This window comes from Bacillus sp. BP-3, assembly GCF_028401955.1.
In the GTDB taxonomy this organism is placed as follows: Bacteria; Bacillota; Bacilli; order Bacillales; family Bacillaceae_G; genus Bacillus_A.
Genome location: NZ_JAQOTJ010000010.1, coordinates 89,099 through 107,547, shown reverse-complemented (window position 1 = coordinate 107,547; position 18,449 = coordinate 89,099). Strand labels below are relative to the sequence as shown.

Here is an 18,449-nt window from a genome sequence, read left to right as displayed (position 1 = left end):
TGTTATACTTTTTGTTATGTAAAATTATGAGAGCTGGGGGAGCTTATGGAAGAAACGATTAGTTTAAAAGAATTATTTCAAGTTTTACGAAAGCGCTTCGCAATGATTCTTACTATTACATTTGGAGCAGCAATCATTAGTGCGATTGTGAGCTTTTTCTTTATGACACCAATCTATCAATCTTCAACGCAAATTCTTGTTAACCAAAAGAAGCAAGAAGGAGCAGCGATTCAATTTAATGAAGTTCAAACGAACGTTCAATTGACTAACACATATAAGGTCATTATTAAAAGTCCTGTTATTTTAGATCAAGTGAAAGAAAAGTTAAACTTAAATATAACAACACAAGAGTTAAATAAACAGATTGAAGTTGCTAATGAAAAAGATTCACAAGTTGTAACGGTAACAACGCAAGATAAAGACCCAAAGGTAGCTCGTGATATTGCTAACACAACGGCAGAAATATTCAAAGGCGAAGTTGCCAAAATTATGAGTGTAGATAACGTAACTGTTTTATCAAAAGCAGAAGTGGCAGACGATCAATCTCCAATTAAGCCGCGTCCGATGATCAATATTGCGATTGCGTTTGTTGTAGGATTAATGGCATCTGTTGGACTAGCATTCTTACTAGAATACTTAGACAACACTGTAAAGAAAGAAGAAGATGTAGAGAAATTACTAGGATTACCAGTTCTCGGTATCGTTGCGCGTATGGATGCAGAAGAAGTAGGGAGTAAATCACGTGCAGCATCAGCGAAGAAAGTAAGGGGGCAAACAATTGGTTCTTAAAAGCTTATTTAAGAAAAAGAATAATCATCGTCAACGCCGTCAATTAATTGCATACCAACAGCCAAAATCACCAATCTCTGAGCAATATCGTAACATTCGTACAAATATTGAATTTGCCTCAGTAGATCGAAAAATCCATTCCTTAATGGTGACGTCTGCGAATCCAAGTGAAGGAAAAACGACGACAACATCAAATATTGCTGTTGTATTTGCTCAGCAAGGAAAGCGCGTCCTACTTGTCGATGCAGACTTGCGAAAACCAGCAACGCACCAAATGTTTCAAGTTGACAACATTTTCGGTTTAACAAACGTCTTAACAGCTGGTGAACGATTAGAAAAGTGCATTCAAAAAACAGCAGTAGATAAATTAGATTTTCTCTCATCTGGCCCAATTCCGCCAAATCCTGCAGAACTACTTGGATCTAATGCGATGAAAGAACTGCTTGCTCAAACTTACAGCTTATATGATCTAGTAATCTTCGACTTGCCACCAATCTTACCAGTAACAGACGCACAAATTATGGCGAGCCAGTGTGATGCATCTGTACTTGTTGTACGTAGTGAACAAACTGAAAAAGAAGCAGCAGTAAAAGCAAAAACATTATTAGAATCTGCAAAAGGTAAATTGCTAGGTGTCGTTCTGAACGATCGTGAACGTGAACAGAGCTTATATTACTACTACGGTGCAAACTAAAGGGTTGTGCGCACGGCGCACTTCTCTTTCATCTTGAAAATTCATAAGAAGAGAGGGTGAAGACAATGATCGATTTGCATTGTCACATTTTGCCTAGTATCGATGACGGGGCTGGGACGTTAACGGATAGTCTTGCAATGGCACAAAAAGCAGTGGCAGAAGGTATTCATACAATTGTTGCAACTCCGCATCATCAAAACGGCAAATATATAAATGAACGCGCAGAGGTTCTTCATCAAGTAGAACAATTAAATGAAGCACTCCAAGAACATGATATTCCTCTAACTGTGTTACCAGGTCAAGAAGTTCGTTTATACGGGGACTTATTAGCAGATTATGAAGCTGGTAAAATTCTTACATTAAATGAAATGAATAAATATATACTAATTGAATTTCCATCCAATCATGTACCGCGTTATGCTGAACAAATGTTATACGAATTAAGAGTAAAGGGTATAATTCCTATTATTGTTCACCCCGAACGCAATGCTGAGTTAATCGAGCAGCCAGATAAATTATATAACCTCGTAAATAAAGGTGCGTTAACACAAGTAACAGCTGGGAGTCTGCTCGGGAACTTCGGTAAAAAAATTAAAAAGTTCTCCATGCAGCTTGTTGAACATAACTTAACGCATATGATCGCATCAGATGCGCATAACACAACGACAAGAGCATTTCATTTACAAGCTGGCTATGATGTTATCGAAAATGAATTTGGCACAAATACGCTCATAGACTTCAAAGAAAACCCATATTTGTTAATTAACGGTAAAACGATCTATAAAGAAGATCCACAACAAATTCGCCGTAAAAAAATATTTGGTATTTTTTAAGGTAAACAATGGTGATGTCTCCTAACCGTTATCAACGGAGGCACTCGGTTGTGCTGTGGGTAGAAATTATATTTCAACCTACCTTAGACGCTTGTCGTCGGGAGCATGGCGTGAGGATGGGTTAGATGCCCAATATATTTTATAAAAACTCTAGCTATGGAGTTGTGCGGAATGACACTTTAGCTAGAGTTTTTATCATTTTGGTATTCTTATATAAAGATAAAAGAGGAATGGAAAAATAGTTAGGGGGAATTATTTTGAAACAAGTAAAAAAGGCAATTATTCCAGCGGCTGGACTGGGAACAAGATTCTTACCAGCAACGAAAGCAATGCCAAAGGAAATGTTACCAATTGTAGACAAACCGACAATTCAATACATCGTAGAAGAAGCAATTGAATCTGGTATTGAAGACATCATTATCGTAACAGGAAAAGGAAAACGTGCAATTGAAGATCATTTCGATCATTCCTTTGAACTGGAAGAAAACTTACTATCAAAAGGTAAATATGAAATTTTAGAAAAAGTACAAGAATCTTCAAAGATTAACATTCATTATATACGTCAAAAAGAACCGAAAGGGTTAGGACACGCAGTATGGTGTGCTCGTAAATTTATCGGAAATGAACCATTTGCGGTATTACTTGGCGACGATATTGTACAAGCAGAAACGCCATGCTTACGTCAGTTAATCAATGAATGCGAAGCAAAAAGTGCTTCTGTCATTGGTGTCCAAACAGTACCAGACAACGAAACACATCGCTACGGCATTATTGATCCAACTATACAAAAGGGCCGCAGCTACCAAGTGCGTAAATTTGTAGAAAAACCAGCACAAGGAACAGCGCCATCTAACTTAGCAATTATGGGTCGTTACGTGTTAACACCAGAAATCTTTATGTTCCTAGAAGACCAGCAAACAGGTGCGGGCGGAGAAATTCAATTAACGGATGCTATTCAACGTTTAAATGAAATTCAAAGAGTGTTTGCTTATGACTTTGAAGGAACACGATATGATGTTGGAGAGAAGTTTGGTTTTATTAAAACGACAATTGAAATGGCACTTCAGCATGATGAACTAAAAGACGAGTTGATGAAGTATATGAATGAGTTGGTGGAGAAAGAGAATGTACATGTATAAAAAGTGAGGTGGGAGAACTTTGAACTTGGTAAAAGTATCAAGTGAAGATGTAGAGAAAATAAATAATAGAGAGCTTGTTTTGGAAGGTGTGAACGGTCGTAAAGGTTATTTAGTGGCAAAGCGCTGCATGGACTTTGTCGGTGCGCTATGTGGTCTCATTGTATTATCTCCTATCTTTCTCATCGTGGCGATACTCATTAAATACGAGGATCCAAAGGGATCTGTGTTTTTTAAACAAATTCGTGTTGGCAAAGATGGAAAAGAATTTTATATGTATAAGTTTCGCTCTATGGTTACGGATGCGGAAGAGCGACTAAACGGTTTACTAAAATATAACGAGGTATCAGGTGCAATGTTTAAGATGAAAGAAGATCCTCGTGTAACGAAGTTAGGGAAATTTATTCGGAAAACGAGTATTGACGAACTTCCTCAATTACTTAATGTATTAAAAGGTGATATGAGCCTAGTTGGTCCGAGGCCACCACTACCAAGAGAAGTGAAAGAATATACTTCTTATGATAAACAGAGATTACTTGTTACACCTGGTTGTACGGGACTTTGGCAGGTGACGGAAAGAAATAATGTTGGGTTTAAAGAAATGGTAGAACTAGATTTAGAGTATATAAGTAAACGCGGATTACTATATGATTTGAAAATTATTATTAAAACGATTCAAATAATAATTAAATCTAATGGAGCATCTTAGTAGTTAAATTCAAGAAAAAGAGGTTGAAAAGCAGATGAATAAAAAGATTTGTGTAATGGGTTTAGGATATATCGGTTTACCAACAGCTAGTTTACTAGCAACAAAAGGTTTTCAAGTGCATGGTGTAGATGTAAATGAACAAGCAGTTGAAATGATTAACAGTGGTAAAGTACACATTTATGAGCCGGATTTAGACATTTTAGTAAAAGCGGCTGTACAAAGTGGCAAATTGAACGCGGCACTAACTCCAGAAGAAGCAGATATTTTTATTTTAGCAGTTCCAACTCCATTTCAAGATGAACATAAGCCAGATTTAACATATGTAGAAGCTGCTGCTAAAAAGATTGCTCCTGTTATAAAAAATGGAGATATTATTATTCTTGAATCTACAAGTCCAATTGGAACAACAGAAAAAGTAGCAGAATGGATTTTAGAAGAGCGTTCAGATTTAACAGTTTCAGAAGGATTGCATGGTGAGAAAGGAAGAATCTATGTTTCTCATTGCCCAGAGCGTGTATTACCAGGTCATATTTTAAGAGAATTAGTTGAAAATGATCGTATTATCGGTGGGATAGATCGTGAATCTACAAAACGCACAGTAGAATTTTACAAGCAATTTGTAAAAGGACAAATTCTTGATACAAATGCAAGAACAGCAGAGATGGCAAAATTAACAGAGAATTCATTCCGTGATGTAAACATTGCATTTGCAAATGAGTTATCTTTGATTTGTGATAAATTAAATATTAATGTTTGGGAATTAATTCGTCTTGCGAACCACCATCCGCGTGTGAATATTTTACAACCAGGTCCTGGTGTTGGTGGACACTGTATCGCTGTAGACCCATGGTTTATTGTAGATGCAGCTCCAGAAGAAGCGAAATTAATTCATACGGCTAGAAATGTGAATGATTATAAACCTATGTATGTTGTAGAAAAAGTGAAAGAAAAAGCGGACCGATTTAAAAACCCTGTAATTGCTTGTTTAGGATTAGCATTTAAAGCAAATATTGATGATTTGCGTGAAAGTCCAGCAGTAGAAATTGTTAAACATCTAGCAGAAGCTAATGTTGGAGAAGTGATTGCAGTAGAGCCTCATGTAAGTGAATTACCGGCCTTACTACAAGAGAAAAGTGTTTCTATGCTATCAGTTGAAGAAGCAATTACCAAAGCTGATATTATTTTAGTATTAGTAGACCATGAAATCTTTAGCGCTATTGACTTCGATCAATTGAAAGAGAAAGTTGTTATTGATACAAAAGGGTTTATCAAATAATATAAATAAAAATATAAGGTGGCATTCTATCTAGAATCAATAATTATTTCTTGTTGTAGATAGAATGGCTTGTATATTTTTTCAATGGTTATATATTTGAAAAACCATAAAAAATATTTATTAAAATTTGCAAAAGGAAGAGTGAAAAAAGAGTGAGATTATTAGTTCTTACTAATATGTATCCAAAAGAAAATGAATTGTACAGAAACGCTTTTATACATCGTAGGGTTGTACAATACATCCAAAAGGAATGTGATGTAAAAGTTTTTGTAATGGATAAGAGCAAGGATAGACATTTTGCATATAGTTTTGATGGGGTTAATGTAATTGAAGGGAATAAGAATTTCTTACTAAATTATATACAGGATTACAATCCGGATAAGATTTTAATTCATTTTATTGATAAAGATATGATGAGTACTTTAGAAGAATTGAAATTTGCTTACCCTTCTATTGTGTGGATACATGGAGTAGAAGCATTAGGGTGGTATAGAAGATTATTTAATGCGTACAATGTAGCTTTTATTAAATATGCTCTTTGTAATATAAGACAAATGATTAGTTTGAAAAAGTTCATAGAGAAAACAAAAAATGAGAATGTTACTTTTGTTTTTGTTTCAGAGTGGATGAAACGTATTACAGAAACGGATACGTTGACTAAAATTAATCAATATGAGGTTATTCCTAACGTAGTTGATACAAGGGTATTTCAATTTGAAGAAAAAGATGAAGACTTAAGGAAAAAAGTATTGTTAATTCGACCATTCGAATCTCGAAAATATGCAAATGATCTAGCTATAAAAGCTATAGTAGAGCTAAGTAAAAGAGAAGTTTTTAAAGATATGGAATTTACTATATATGGTAAAGGTAGGCTGTTTGATCAGTTAATACAGCCACTCTTAAACTTTGAAAATGTTCACGTTTATAATAAATATTTAACTCATAGTGAGATTGCAAACGAACATAAAAAAAATGGTGTATTTCTATGTCCAACAAGACAAGATTCTCAAGGAGTTTCAATGTGTGAGGCTATGGCCAGTGGATTAGTACCTATTACTTCTGATAATACAGCAATACCTGAATTTGTTACCAATAGGGTAACTGGTTTTACAACAAAGAATTATAAAGAAATAGCTGATAGTATAGAACATTTATATAACAATGCAGATGTGTTTTCAAAAATGTCAAAAGCGACAGCTGAATCTGTAATTAATAAATGTAATCCAGTAGATGTAATTAATAAAGAGTTAAATTTAATTATGTCCAAATAAAGTTTACCAAGTGTTGGGAGAATATTTATGAAGTCAGGGTTATTAAAAAAATTCCTCTCTTTTTCTATTGGAAGTTGGTTAAGTATAATAATTGGTTTTATTAGTACACCTATTATTACTAGAATACTTTCTCCAGAAGAATTTGGGAAATCATCATTATTTATGGTGATTTTGAATGTTTTATTGTTAATCTCGTTGTTTGGAACGGACCAAAGTTTTGTCCGTTTTTTTTATGAAAAAGATGAAGAGACTAGAAAAAAATTATTAAGGGATTGTTTAAAACCACCTTTATTTAGTTTTTTAATACTTTCTATAATTCTTTTATTATTTTATAAACAAACCTCTCTTTTTGTATTTTCTGAGGAAAGTATATGGTTAGCGGTAATTTTGGTTTTTTCGTTATTTATTCAAATTGTAAATAGATATGCAGTATTGATCATTAGAATGGAACAAAAAGGATTTTTATTTTCCTTATTACAATTATTTAGTAAATTGTTCGAGTTTGTAGGTATTTTAGCTTTTGCTTATTATTTAGGATCAACCTATAAAATATTAATTTATTCTCAAGCGTTAAGTTATTTATTTGTTACAATTATTGCAATCGTATTTGCGCTATCTTATTGGAATTTCTTTAAAAAGAATAAAGTAACATCTCAACATAGTATGAAAGAAATTGTATACTATGGTGTTCCTTTATCAATCACATTATTAGTCACGTGGTTATTTCAATCAACTGATAGGATTGCTATTAAACATTGGTCTACACTAACAGAACTGGGGTTGTATACAGCTGCATTTAAAATTATTTCGATTTTAAATGTTATTCAGACTACATTTACGACATTTTGGGCTCCGGTAAGTTACGAGCGTTATGCTAAGAATCCTGAAGATACGGAATTTTTTTCAAATATGAATCAGATTATCACATTAGCGATGTTCATAGTGGGAATTGGAACACTAATGTTCAAAGACTTAATTATATATCTATTAGGGCCTAGTTATAGAGAAGTAGCAACTATTATGCCGTTTCTAGTATTTCTTCCTGTTATGTATACAATTTCAGAGACTAGTGTAATAGGTATTAACTTTTCAAAAAAAACAAAGTGGCATATTGTCATTTCGGTAAGTGCTTGTTTAATTAATGTCATAGGAAATATCATTTTGGTTCCTAAGCTAGGGGCTAAAGGAGCAGCAATATCAACAGGAATAGCATATTTTGCATTTGCTAGTTTGCGTACACATGTTTCTTTGAGGTATTACAAAGTTGATTATGGGTTAAGAAAGTTTTATTTTTCAAGCCTATTATTAATGGTATATGCTTGGGTTAATACCCAGTACAATTTGTTGATTTTAAATATTGTAATTGGCTTAATAATATTAGTTATTATTTGTTTATTATACAAGGATATTGTAAGGGGATTTATGGCTAAAGATAAAAAAATAAAGACGGTCTCATAATTTTTGAGGTGGTTATTCAAAAGTTTATGAATATATTTAAAAAGGTTAAATTCTGAATTAATTGGTGTAAGAGCCAGGGTAATCGGTAAAAGTAATATCTAAGTAATAATATATCTTTAGTTTGTATGAACATTTAGCTAATTGTATAGTAAAATTATAGTGTGAATTAGCTTAGTTATTTAATAAAGGAGAATATATAGTTGTGAATCTGTATATGGAAGGTAGTAAAACAAATAAAAGATTAAAAAAAAATTCCCCTGTATTTGATTACTCTATTGTTATTATTATTATTTCGACATTTGTTTTTAATGATATAACAAGGCATATTTTTGGTGCAGGTAGTATGTTGCATAGGACGAATATCATTTTCTTGGCCATCTCACTATTGTTTTTCATTTTAAAAATAAAAACAAGTCAAATAAATTGGCTTCTATTTTACATTTGTACAATTTTTTCTTCACTATTAATATTAAATAGTTTTTTTAATGAAGTTCAAATGAATCTTTTTTATTATGTAAGCTTATTGGTATCCACATTTATTATACCTGTCTACTATATGTCGATAAAGTTAGATAAGGTTGAAACACTAGGTTTCTTTGAACGATTTGTCAGTGTATTTAATATATTTATAATAATTTTGATAGTAATGGGGTTACTAGATTATTTTTTAGGGTCTAAAATTCAACTTTTCTTGGCAAATACCATATTTCAGAATAGTGGAGTAGATACATATATCTATGGAGAGCATATATGGGGTGTATACAGATATTATTCGATATTTGGATTACCTTTGACAATGGCTAAATACTTTTTAATATTTTATTCAATAAATATGATATATGCAAAATATATTAATAAATTTAAGATGAATAAGTACTTAATTTTTATTATAACAGTTATTGGTATTTTGTTAAGTGCTAGTAAAATGGCTATAGTGCTGTGTTTAATACTATTTATCTTCTGTAGACCGCCACTTAAATATAAAGGATTATATTACTCAATTGTTATTATTGGATTAATATTTGCTAGTAGTACACAAGTTTTTCAGAAAAATGTTAAAGAAAGATTTATACAAGGAATAGAACGAGGAGATCTTACTACAGGAAGAAATACATTAATTGAGTCATTAATAGCAAATGATAGCATTGAAAAACCTGATTGGTTTATAGGAAAAGGAGCTAATCATTCTTATGAAATAGCTACCAACCTTGCTGTGAAAAATATATATAATTTTGAATACCCTTTTTTAATGTGGCCATATGATTATGGAATAATTGCTACTATACTTTTTTACTTAATACTATTTATTTACCCTATAGTAATCTTTATTAGAAAGAAACAATTCTATATTCTTTTCAACTTTTTGATTATATCTATAATGGTGAATACTAATAATGGATTAGCTACATTAGGTACTGATTATACAGCTCAATTTTCAATTTTGGTTTTTCTATTGCTAAGTATTGTGAGGGATTTTAACCCAAGTAAAAAGGTTAATTGCGAATAGTTGGATTTGAATTATTAATTTGAGAAATAATGCGAAATTAAGTAGGGGGCTATTTCTTAAACATAAGTAGATAAATAAGTTTTAAATTCCTTTTTAAAATCTATTTATCTTAAATGTTATTTTATATCTTATAAAATAGGGGTGTTTATTAATGAAAATCTTATTTATTGCAACGCAACTCCCCCCTTTTATTGGCTCAGGTAATGTACGAGCGCTAAATTATATCAATTATTTGAATCGTTTAGGACATGAATTGGATGTAATTGCAATAGACTATCCTAAAGATTCTATTGCATATGATGAGAATTTAGAGGATGTCTTTGATAAAGAAGTACAAATACATAGAGTGAATCCCGGTTTACTTTATAGTGTTTCTTATACAAAAAAATTAATGAATAGTATCGCTAGTTCTGCTGATAGTAAAGAAAAAGTAAGTCTAAAAAAGAAAATTGCTGGTTTGGTAAAAAGGAATATTTTAATTCCAGATCCATTTTTACAGTGGATAAATCCAGCTTATAAAAAAGCATTGTCTTTAATAAAGGCTAAAGGAAAGTATGATTGTATTTTCTCTATGCACGAAACACCTTCTAGTCATATTGTTGCATATAAAATTAAAAAAGATTATCCTGTTCTGCCATGGATAGGGTATTGGAGCGATCCTTGGAATGGGGATAGTTTAAGAAAAGGACGGTCGAGGTTTAAAACATTTATAGAAGAAAAGCTTGAGAAAAATATTATTGGAAAAGTAGATAAAATGCTTTTTACAACTAATAGTACAAAAGAGATGTATATTAATAAGTATAATTTAAATCCAGAAATTGCAGATATTGTATATCGTGGTTATGATGAAAATTTATATTGTGATATAGAAGAGAAGGAAGAAAAGCCAATAGAATTGCAAGATAATAAACTTAACATTGTTCATACTGGGACAATATATAAATCATTACGGGACATCACTCCATTGTGTAATGCACTAGATAAGTTGAAAATAGAAAACAAGAATTTATTTAAAAAATTACATTTTATTTTTATTGGTCAATTTGATAATCCACAAGATGAGTTAAGGTTAAAAAAGTTTGATAATGTAACAATAAAGCCATTAATTCCTTATAAGGAAGCATTAAAGTATGTAGTATATGCTGATGTTTTATTGTTATATGGGAACAAAAATAGTACACAAGTTCCTGGAAAAGTATATGAATACTTGGGAAGTAAAGCTTCTGTATGGACGATACTAGGAGATGAACAAGATGAATTAAGCCATCTTGTTCACCAGGTTGATAAGGGACCTATTGTGTTGAATACAGAAGCTGATATTTTGAGAGCGATAAAATCCCTGAATGCTGTGGATATCGGGGAAGTTCAAAATGAAAATTGGAATAAGCCAGCAGATGATTATAAATGGATTAATATTGGTAAAGATTTGGAAAAAAAATTATCTGTTAAAAGATATTAATAATTAATTTGTTGAATGTGTTGATAAAGATAGTATTGAAATAAAAGTGGAAATAAGTTGAATGCACGGCATATTTCATTCGGATTACTATTATATCTCGTATAGATAGACTAGATGTAATAGAATGAGTACTGACGTGGTGACTTGAGTACCAGGTAGTAAGCTTATATTTTGGAAAGTTTATCGTTTCAAAAAGGTTAATGGTAAAAAACAAGTTATTATAGAAACGTAGAGGTTTACAATTGTGTAAACCTCTTATTTATTTTTTTGTTAAAGTATAGATACTTTTTATTGACACTAAAAGATGCTATTGAAAATTATAATACATATATATGTTTATGTGTCTTTACAGGAGAGAATGTTACTTTAATTTCAGGAACATTATTAAAGATTAAGTGTGTAAATATTATATTGAAAGGAATATTTTTATGCGAGTACTAATGCAATCAAGAATTAATTTATTTACATGTCCTGGTGGAGATACTATTCAGTTATTAAAAACTAAAGAATATTTAGAGAAAATAGATGTTGAAGTAGATGTAAGTGTAGAATTAGAGCCAAATTTAGATGGATATGATATAGTTCACCTCTTTAATTTAACAAGAGTACAAGAAACATATATTCAAATGTTAAACGCAAAAAGGCAAAATAAGCCAATTATATTATCTACAGTATATTGGCCTTCTCATGAATTCGAAAAAATTGGTCAAAAAGGTGTTAGACGTTTGGTAAGTAACATGTTGTCTGTAAATCAAATCGAATCACTTAAAGCGTGTTATAAATATGTATTTAAAGGGGAACGAAATAAGGGAACAAGGTATTTAATGACTCATAGTTTTGATAACATGCAAAGGCAAATTTTAAACTTATCGGATTGGTTTTTACCTAATTCAAAGCTTGAAATGGACCAAATTGAAGAAGTATTAAATTTCAAAACAGATAACTATACTGTAGTGCCGAACGCAATTGATAAAGAACGAGTTGTAAGATCTTTGGAAGAAAATAATGATGAATTTGAGCGGTTCGAAAATTATATTTTATGTGTTGGGAGAATTGAAACAAGAAAAAATCAGGAGAATTTAATAAAGGCATTAGAAGGATCAGACTATAAAGTTCTTTTTGTAGGAAAAGTGGCTCCAAGTCATCAAGCGTATGGAGATAAGATTCTTGAACAAATAGAAGCTAATTCTAATTATGAGTATATTGATTCGATTTCTAACGACTTATTGTATCAATTGTATAAAAAATGTAAAGTTCATATATTGATAAGTTGGTTTGAAACACCTGGATTAGTTAGTTTAGAAGCTGCAAGCATGGGATGTAATGTGGTCGTAAGTGATAGAGGGACAACAAAGGATTATTTTAAAGACTATGCATTTTATTGTGCTCCTAATGATACTGCTGATATAAGAAAAGCAATAGATAAGGCATACAAACAACAATACGATATAGGTTTTAGGGAATACATTTTAGAAAATTATACATGGGAAAAAGCAGCAGAGAAAACACTAGAAGGATACTATCTAGCTTTACAAAATAGAAAAGTTAATTCAGTTTGATTAGGAGATTTGAAAATTATGAAACATGTATTTATCATCGGATCCAAAGGAATACCCGCAAAATACGGCGGGTTCGAAACATTTGTAGAATATTTAACCGCTCGAAAACAAAGTGAAAATATCAAATACCATGTTTCTTGTTTAGCAGATAATAACGATGAATTTGAGCACAATAACGCAAGATGTTTTAATGTGAAAATTCCAGATGTAGGTAGTGCAAAGGCTGTACTATATGATTTAGCTAGTTTAAGAGCATGTATTCGTTATATTAAGGAACACAATCTTAAAAATTGTATTGTTTATATACTAGCTTGTCGTATTGGACCGTTCTTTTCTTTTTATAAAGGAAATTTAGAGAAGATGGGTGTAAAAGTATTTGTAAATCCAGATGGTCATGAGTGGAAGCGTAGCAAATGGAGCCCTGCTATCAGAACATATTGGAAAGTTTCTGAGAAGCTAATGGTGAAGCATGCAGATTTATTAGTATGTGATTCTAAAGGAATTGAGTCTTATATAAAAACAGATTATAAACAGTATGCACCAAAGACAACATTTATTGCATATGGAGCCGATGTGACACCTTCGACACTTACTCAGGACGATGTGAAATTACAAGAGTGGTATAACAAGCATGGTGTAAGAGACAATGAATATTACTTAGTTGTTGGGCGTTTTGTACCTGAAAATAATTATGAATTAATGGTTCGTGAATTTATGAAGTCAGATTCTAAGAAGGATTTTGTTATCATTTCAAATGTAGAGCAAAATCAATTTTATCAGGAGTTATTAGCACGTACGAATTTCAATAAAGACTCGCGTATTAAGTTTGTTGGAACGGTATATGATCAAGAGTTATTGAAAAAGATTCGTGAAAATGCATTTGCATATTTTCACGGCCATGAAGTAGGTGGGACGAATCCTTCTTTACTAGAAGCTTTAGCATCTACAAAATTAAACATGCTTTTAGATGTTGTATTTAATAAAGAAGTTGGTGAAGAAGGAGCCGTGTACTTCTCTAAAGAAGAAGGGTCTTTAGCTAACCTAATTCATGTAGTGGAACAATATTCGCAAGTTCAAATTAGTGAATTAGGTACAAAAGCTAAATCACGTATTATCCATGAGTATTCATGGGAGAGAATTGTAAACAATTATGAATCTTTATTCTTAAATTAGTAGGAGAATAGGGAATGAGTCTGAAAAGATGCATTCCCTATTTTTTTATGATGTAACAGGGAGGACGAAGAAGGTATGAAAGGAATTATTTTAGCTGGTGGTAGTGGTACACGCTTATATCCATTAACGCAAGCTGTATCTAAACAGTTGCTACCTGTATATGATAAGCCAATGATTTATTATCCATTATCCGTATTAATGCTTGCGGGTATTCGTGAAATTTTAATTATTTCAACACCACAGGATACACCACGCTTTCAAGAGTTATTAGGAGACGGGTCTCAATTTGGGGTTCAACTTGAATATGCAGTGCAGCCTTCACCAGATGGTTTAGCACAAGCATTTATTATTGGAGAAGATTTTATTGGAGATGACTCAGTAGCACTAATTTTAGGTGATAACTTATTTTATGGACACGGGTTAACGAAGTTATTACAAAATGCTGTAGAACGTCAAGAAGGGGCAACCGTATTTGGTTATTATGTAAATGATCCGGAACGTTTTGGGGTTGTTGAGTTTGATGAATCTGGAAAAGCTATGTCTATTGAAGAAAAACCAGAAGAACCTAAATCGCATTATGCAGTAACAGGTCTATATTTCTATGATAATCGTGTTATAGACATTGCGAAAAATATTCAACCGTCAGCTCGTGGAGAATTAGAGATTACAGATATAAATAAAGTGTATCTAGGATTAGATGAATTACATGTTGAAATTCTTGGTCGAGGTTTTTCTTGGTTAGATTCTGGGACGCATGAGTCTTTATTAGAAGCATCCCAATTTATTGAAACGATTGAAAAGCGTCAAAGCTTAAAGGTAGCTTGTTTAGAAGAGATTGCTTTCAGAAAAGGTTATATTACACGCAAACAATTGTTAGATTTAGCAGAACCGATGAAGAAAAATCAATATGGTCAATATTTAATCCGTTTGGCAGGTCAGAGCAAACAAAAACAACCAATCTATCAATGAGAGGTGCATAATTCATGAAAATTATCGAAACAAAAATTCCTGATGTAGTTATTTTAGAGCCAAAAGTATTTGGTGACCATCGTGGTTATTTTATGGAAAGTTATAATAAAGAAGCTTTTGACCAACTTGGTCTAGAATATGAGTTTATTCAAGATAATCAATCATTATCAGTGCCGGTTGGAACATTACGTGGTCTGCATTTTCAATTAAACCCGAAGGCACAGACAAAGGTAGTTCGTTGTATAACAGGTGCGATTTACGATGTAGCTGTTGATATTCGCAAAGGATCGCCAACATATGGTCAATGGGTAGGGGTTATTTTAAGTGAGCATAATAAACGCCAGCTTGTTGTACCAAAAGGGTTTGCACATGGTTTTTGTACGTTAGTACCTAATTCAACAGTTGCTTATAAAGTAGATGAATACTATTCTCCAGAGCATGATGCAGGAATTCTTTGGAACGACCCAGCATTAGGTATTGATTGGCCAACAAGTGAGCCAATTCTTTCTGAAAAAGATACAGAACATCCAATATTAGCAGAAGCAAATATCAACTTTGTGTATGGAAAATAGGAGGAACATGATGAAGTTATTAGTTACAGGTGGCGCAGGATTCATTGGTAGTAACTTTGTTCGCTACATGGTGAAAAAATATCCTAATTATCAAATTGTAAACTTAGATTTATTGACATATGCAGGAAACTTAGAGAATTTAAAAGATATTGAGAATGAGCCGAATTATAAATTTGTAAAAGGTGATATTGCTGACCGTTCATTTATCAATAGTTTATTTGAAAAAGAAAAGTTTGATTATGTATTAAACTTTGCAGCAGAGTCACATGTAGATAGAAGTATTACAAATCCTGATATTTTCATTCAAACGAATATTCAAGGTACACAAGTATTACTTGATGCAGCTAAAAATGCACAGGTAAAAAAATATTTACAAGTATCAACGGATGAAGTATATGGTACGTTAGATGAAACGGGGTATTTTACAGAAGAAACACCTTTAGCATCGAATAGTCCATATAGTTCAAGTAAAGCTGGTGCTGACTTATTGGTTCGTGCATATCATGAAACATTTGGTTTACCAGTAAATATAACTCGTTGTTCCAATAACTACGGTCCGTTTCATTTCCCTGAAAAGTTAATTCCATTAATGATTATTAATGCATTAAATGATAAACCACTTCCAGTTTACGGTGATGGTTTAAACGTGCGTGACTGGCTACATGTTGAAGATCATTGCCAAGCAATTGATCTAGTACTTCATAAAGGACGTAACGGAGAAGTATATAACGTCGGTGGAAATAATGAGCGCACAAATATTGAAATCGTAAGAACAATTCTTAAGTATTTAGGAAAGCCGGAATCTCTTATTAAATATGTAACAGATCGCCCAGGTCATGATCGCCGTTATGCAATTGATGCAACAAAGCTGCGTGAAGAGTTAAGATGGTCACCTAAATATACATTTGATACAGGCATTGAACAAACAATTAAATGGTATTTAGATAATCAAGAATGGTGGCAAAATATTATTTCAGGTGAGTATCAAGAATACTTCCAAAAACAATACGCAGATAGATTAGAGGGATAAAACCATGAAAGTACTAGTAACAGGAGCAAAGGGCCAATTAGGACAAGATGTATTGCGTTTACTAGAAGAATATACATGGCAAGTTTTCGGGTTTGGTAGAGACGAAATAGATATTACAAATGAACAACAAGTAAATGATAAGATTCTTTCTATTCAACCAGATATTATTATCCATACGGCAGCTTATACACAAGTTGATCAGGCTGAGACTGATGTAGAAACGGCCTTTAAAGTAAATGGTGATGGTGCGAAATATTTAGCACAGGCGGCTGAAGAAGTTGGAGCGAAACTTTGTTATGTAAGTACTGATTATGTATTTGATGGTACAAAAACGGAGCCTTATCAACCAGAAAACCCAACAAATCCACAAACTGTATATGGAAAATCAAAATTAGCAGGTGAACAGTATACAAAAGAATATTGCTCGAAGTATTTTATTGTACGTACTTCTTGGGTATTTGGTTTGTATGGAAATAATTTTGTTAAGACAATGCTGCGCTTAGCAAAAGAGCGTAATGAACTTGGTGTTGTGCATGATCAAGTTGGTTCACCAACGTATACAAAGGATTTAGCAGAATTTATTATTGAATTGGTACAAAGTGATAAGTATGGTGTATATCATGCTTCGAATTCTGGAGAATGTTCATGGTATGAATTTGCTCAAGAAATCTTTAAGCAATCAGGAGTAGATATAAAGTTAAATCCTCTTAATACAGAGCAATTTCCACGTCCTGCAAAACGTCCTAAATATTCTGTACTAGATAAAAGTGCAATTGAATTGAATGGATTTAAATCTTTACCGCATTGGAAGATTGCGACTAAGGAATTTATAGAGGCTTTGAATACACAAGAAGTAGAGAGTCTTGTTAAATAACACTCTTTACACTTTAATACACGAAAAGCGGGTATCCATATGGGTACCCGCCCTTTTGTATTATTTTTTATTAATTAGTTCATAAAGTACTGTGAAACAACTTGCTTCAATTGTTCCTTATCCATTATCAACTCATCGTTATTATTCTTTAAAATATCATCATACATAGTCTTCCATTCGCCGCCAATTTGATGATATTGCAATTGTTTTGCTGGATCAAAGTCTTTTACAGCCATTCCTAAGCTTAACATGTCTGTTGTTGTCATATTGGTTGTGATTAAGAAGTTTGGAATTTGTTTAACAAATGCTGGCAATTTCGTCGCGTTTGAAGGTTGCAGTGTTTTCTTTGCAATCCCTACTAATGCTTCCTCTTGTAATTTTTGACGATCATATTCGCCGTTTTTAAGAGAATAGCGTTCATGCACAAGCTCTGTTACCATTTTGCCATCTACTGAATGTGTACCGGCATTGATCACTTTATTTTTATTTTCAGGGTACCAAGGATGTGTAAGTTTTACATCAAACGGTACATTCATTTCGATACCACCAATTGCATCGACCATGCCTTGTAAGCCTTGGTAGTTTGTTTCTACGTAGTAGTTAATGTTTACACCAGTTAGTTCGGTAATGGCCTGTATTGCAGCGTCAACACCTTTTTGTTGGCCTTCAGTCGCTTGTTTGATGTATTGTACGCTTGTCAATTTTGTATAACCGTAGCCGTCAAGGTGTACACGTGTATCGCGAGGAATACTCATCGCGTGATATTCTTTTTTATTCAAATCCATATGGACAATCATCATAGAATCGGAGTGACCGATGTTTTCGCCTTTTCGTTCATCTGAACCGATTAATAAAACGTTAAAGACACCATTTTGTACCTTTGTGTTCTGACTTGGATCTGCTTTTTTATTAGAATTAGAATTGGCATTGACTACAGGAACATTTTTGAAATGGTTCTCAGGCTGCAGTTGTTTGTAGGCATACACGCCTCCACCAACAGCAAGGATAAGTATTGTCAGAAAACTGATACCAATAATTTTCCATATTTTCTTTCTTTTTTTCATAAGAGCCTCCACTGTGTTCTAGTTATCTATAAATATATTTGTTGAATGCATATAGATTAATTCTACTATATAATGA

Annotated in this window: 17 protein-coding genes; 16 read left to right on the top strand and 1 reads right to left on the bottom strand. The window is 32.5% G+C overall.

The genetic code is table 11. The features are described 5' to 3' along the window. The first annotated feature begins 45 nt into the window (after positions 1-45). From PLX19_RS16595 to rfbD, 16 genes are all read left to right on the top strand, one after another. Positions 46-789, top strand: a complete 744-nt coding sequence (locus PLX19_RS16595) for a YveK family protein (protein ID WP_272189844.1) — start codon at positions 46-48, stop codon at positions 787-789. Continuing rightward, positions 779-1,483 carry a CpsD/CapB family tyrosine-protein kinase gene (locus PLX19_RS16590; protein WP_272189842.1) on the top strand — a complete coding sequence of 235 codons (705 nt, stop codon included), beginning with the start codon at positions 779-781 and terminating at the stop codon, positions 1,481-1,483. Before PLX19_RS16595 ends, PLX19_RS16590 begins: the two co-directional genes overlap by 11 nt. Positions 1,484-1,548: 65 nt before the next feature. Beyond that, complete coding sequence (locus PLX19_RS16585) at positions 1,549-2,316, top strand: tyrosine-protein phosphatase (RefSeq protein ID WP_272189924.1); 768 nt, start codon at positions 1,549-1,551, stop codon at positions 2,314-2,316. A 257-nt stretch (positions 2,317-2,573) separates the two neighbouring features. After that, the gene (galU, locus tag PLX19_RS16580; RefSeq protein WP_272189841.1) at positions 2,574-3,455 is read left to right on the top strand and encodes a UTP--glucose-1-phosphate uridylyltransferase GalU; all 882 of its coding nucleotides are present in this window, start codon (positions 2,574-2,576) and stop codon (positions 3,453-3,455) included. A 19-nt stretch (positions 3,456-3,474) separates the two neighbouring features. Beyond that, positions 3,475-4,161: a sugar transferase gene (locus PLX19_RS16575; protein ID WP_272189840.1), complete on the top strand. Its 687-nt coding sequence runs from the start codon at positions 3,475-3,477 to the stop codon at positions 4,159-4,161. A 34-nt stretch (positions 4,162-4,195) separates the two neighbouring features. After that, the gene (gene wecC, locus PLX19_RS16570; protein WP_272189839.1) at positions 4,196-5,437 is read left to right on the top strand and encodes a UDP-N-acetyl-D-mannosamine dehydrogenase; all 1,242 of its coding nucleotides are present in this window, start codon (positions 4,196-4,198) and stop codon (positions 5,435-5,437) included. Between the two features lie 152 nt (positions 5,438-5,589). Beyond that, complete coding sequence (locus PLX19_RS16565) at positions 5,590-6,708, top strand: glycosyltransferase family 4 protein (protein WP_272189838.1); 1,119 nt, start codon at positions 5,590-5,592, stop codon at positions 6,706-6,708. Between the two features lie 27 nt (positions 6,709-6,735). Then, complete coding sequence (locus PLX19_RS16560) at positions 6,736-8,166, top strand: lipopolysaccharide biosynthesis protein (protein WP_272189836.1); 1,431 nt, start codon at positions 6,736-6,738, stop codon at positions 8,164-8,166. Between the two features lie 202 nt (positions 8,167-8,368). Beyond that, entirely contained in the window at positions 8,369-9,673 is a 1,305-nt protein-coding gene (locus tag PLX19_RS16555) for a hypothetical protein (protein WP_272189835.1), read from the top strand. Between the two features lie 151 nt (positions 9,674-9,824). Further along, on the top strand, positions 9,825-11,132 hold the full coding sequence (locus PLX19_RS16550) for a glycosyltransferase (protein ID WP_272189834.1): 1,308 nt from the start codon (positions 9,825-9,827) through the stop codon (positions 11,130-11,132). A 440-nt stretch (positions 11,133-11,572) separates the two neighbouring features. After that, positions 11,573-12,691 carry a glycosyltransferase gene (locus PLX19_RS16545; RefSeq protein ID WP_272189833.1) on the top strand — a complete coding sequence of 373 codons (1,119 nt, stop codon included), beginning with the start codon at positions 11,573-11,575 and terminating at the stop codon, positions 12,689-12,691. Between the two features lie 18 nt (positions 12,692-12,709). After that, on the top strand, positions 12,710-13,864 hold the full coding sequence (gene cps2T / locus PLX19_RS16540) for a beta 1-4 rhamnosyltransferase Cps2T (protein ID WP_272189832.1): 1,155 nt from the start codon (positions 12,710-12,712) through the stop codon (positions 13,862-13,864). A 75-nt stretch (positions 13,865-13,939) separates the two neighbouring features. Beyond that, positions 13,940-14,833: a glucose-1-phosphate thymidylyltransferase RfbA gene (rfbA, locus tag PLX19_RS16535; RefSeq protein ID WP_272189830.1), complete on the top strand. Its 894-nt coding sequence runs from the start codon at positions 13,940-13,942 to the stop codon at positions 14,831-14,833. Positions 14,834-14,847: 14 nt separating this feature from the next. After that, positions 14,848-15,405, top strand: a complete 558-nt coding sequence (gene rfbC, locus PLX19_RS16530) for a dTDP-4-dehydrorhamnose 3,5-epimerase (RefSeq protein WP_272189829.1) — start codon at positions 14,848-14,850, stop codon at positions 15,403-15,405. A 10-nt stretch (positions 15,406-15,415) separates the two neighbouring features. After that, positions 15,416-16,435, top strand: a complete 1,020-nt coding sequence (rfbB, locus tag PLX19_RS16525; protein WP_272189828.1) for a dTDP-glucose 4,6-dehydratase — start codon at positions 15,416-15,418, stop codon at positions 16,433-16,435. A gap of 4 nt (positions 16,436-16,439) precedes the next feature. Then, the gene (gene rfbD / locus PLX19_RS16520) at positions 16,440-17,309 is read left to right on the top strand and encodes a dTDP-4-dehydrorhamnose reductase (RefSeq protein ID WP_272189827.1); all 870 of its coding nucleotides are present in this window, start codon (positions 16,440-16,442) and stop codon (positions 17,307-17,309) included. 74 nt (positions 17,310-17,383) lie between these two features. Here the strand turns inward: rfbD and PLX19_RS16515 are convergent, their stop codons facing one another. Next, a complete protein-coding gene (locus PLX19_RS16515; protein ID WP_272189826.1) occupies positions 17,384-18,373 on the bottom strand; it encodes an LCP family protein in 990 nt (329 codons plus the stop codon). Positions 18,374-18,449 lie beyond the last annotated feature (76 nt).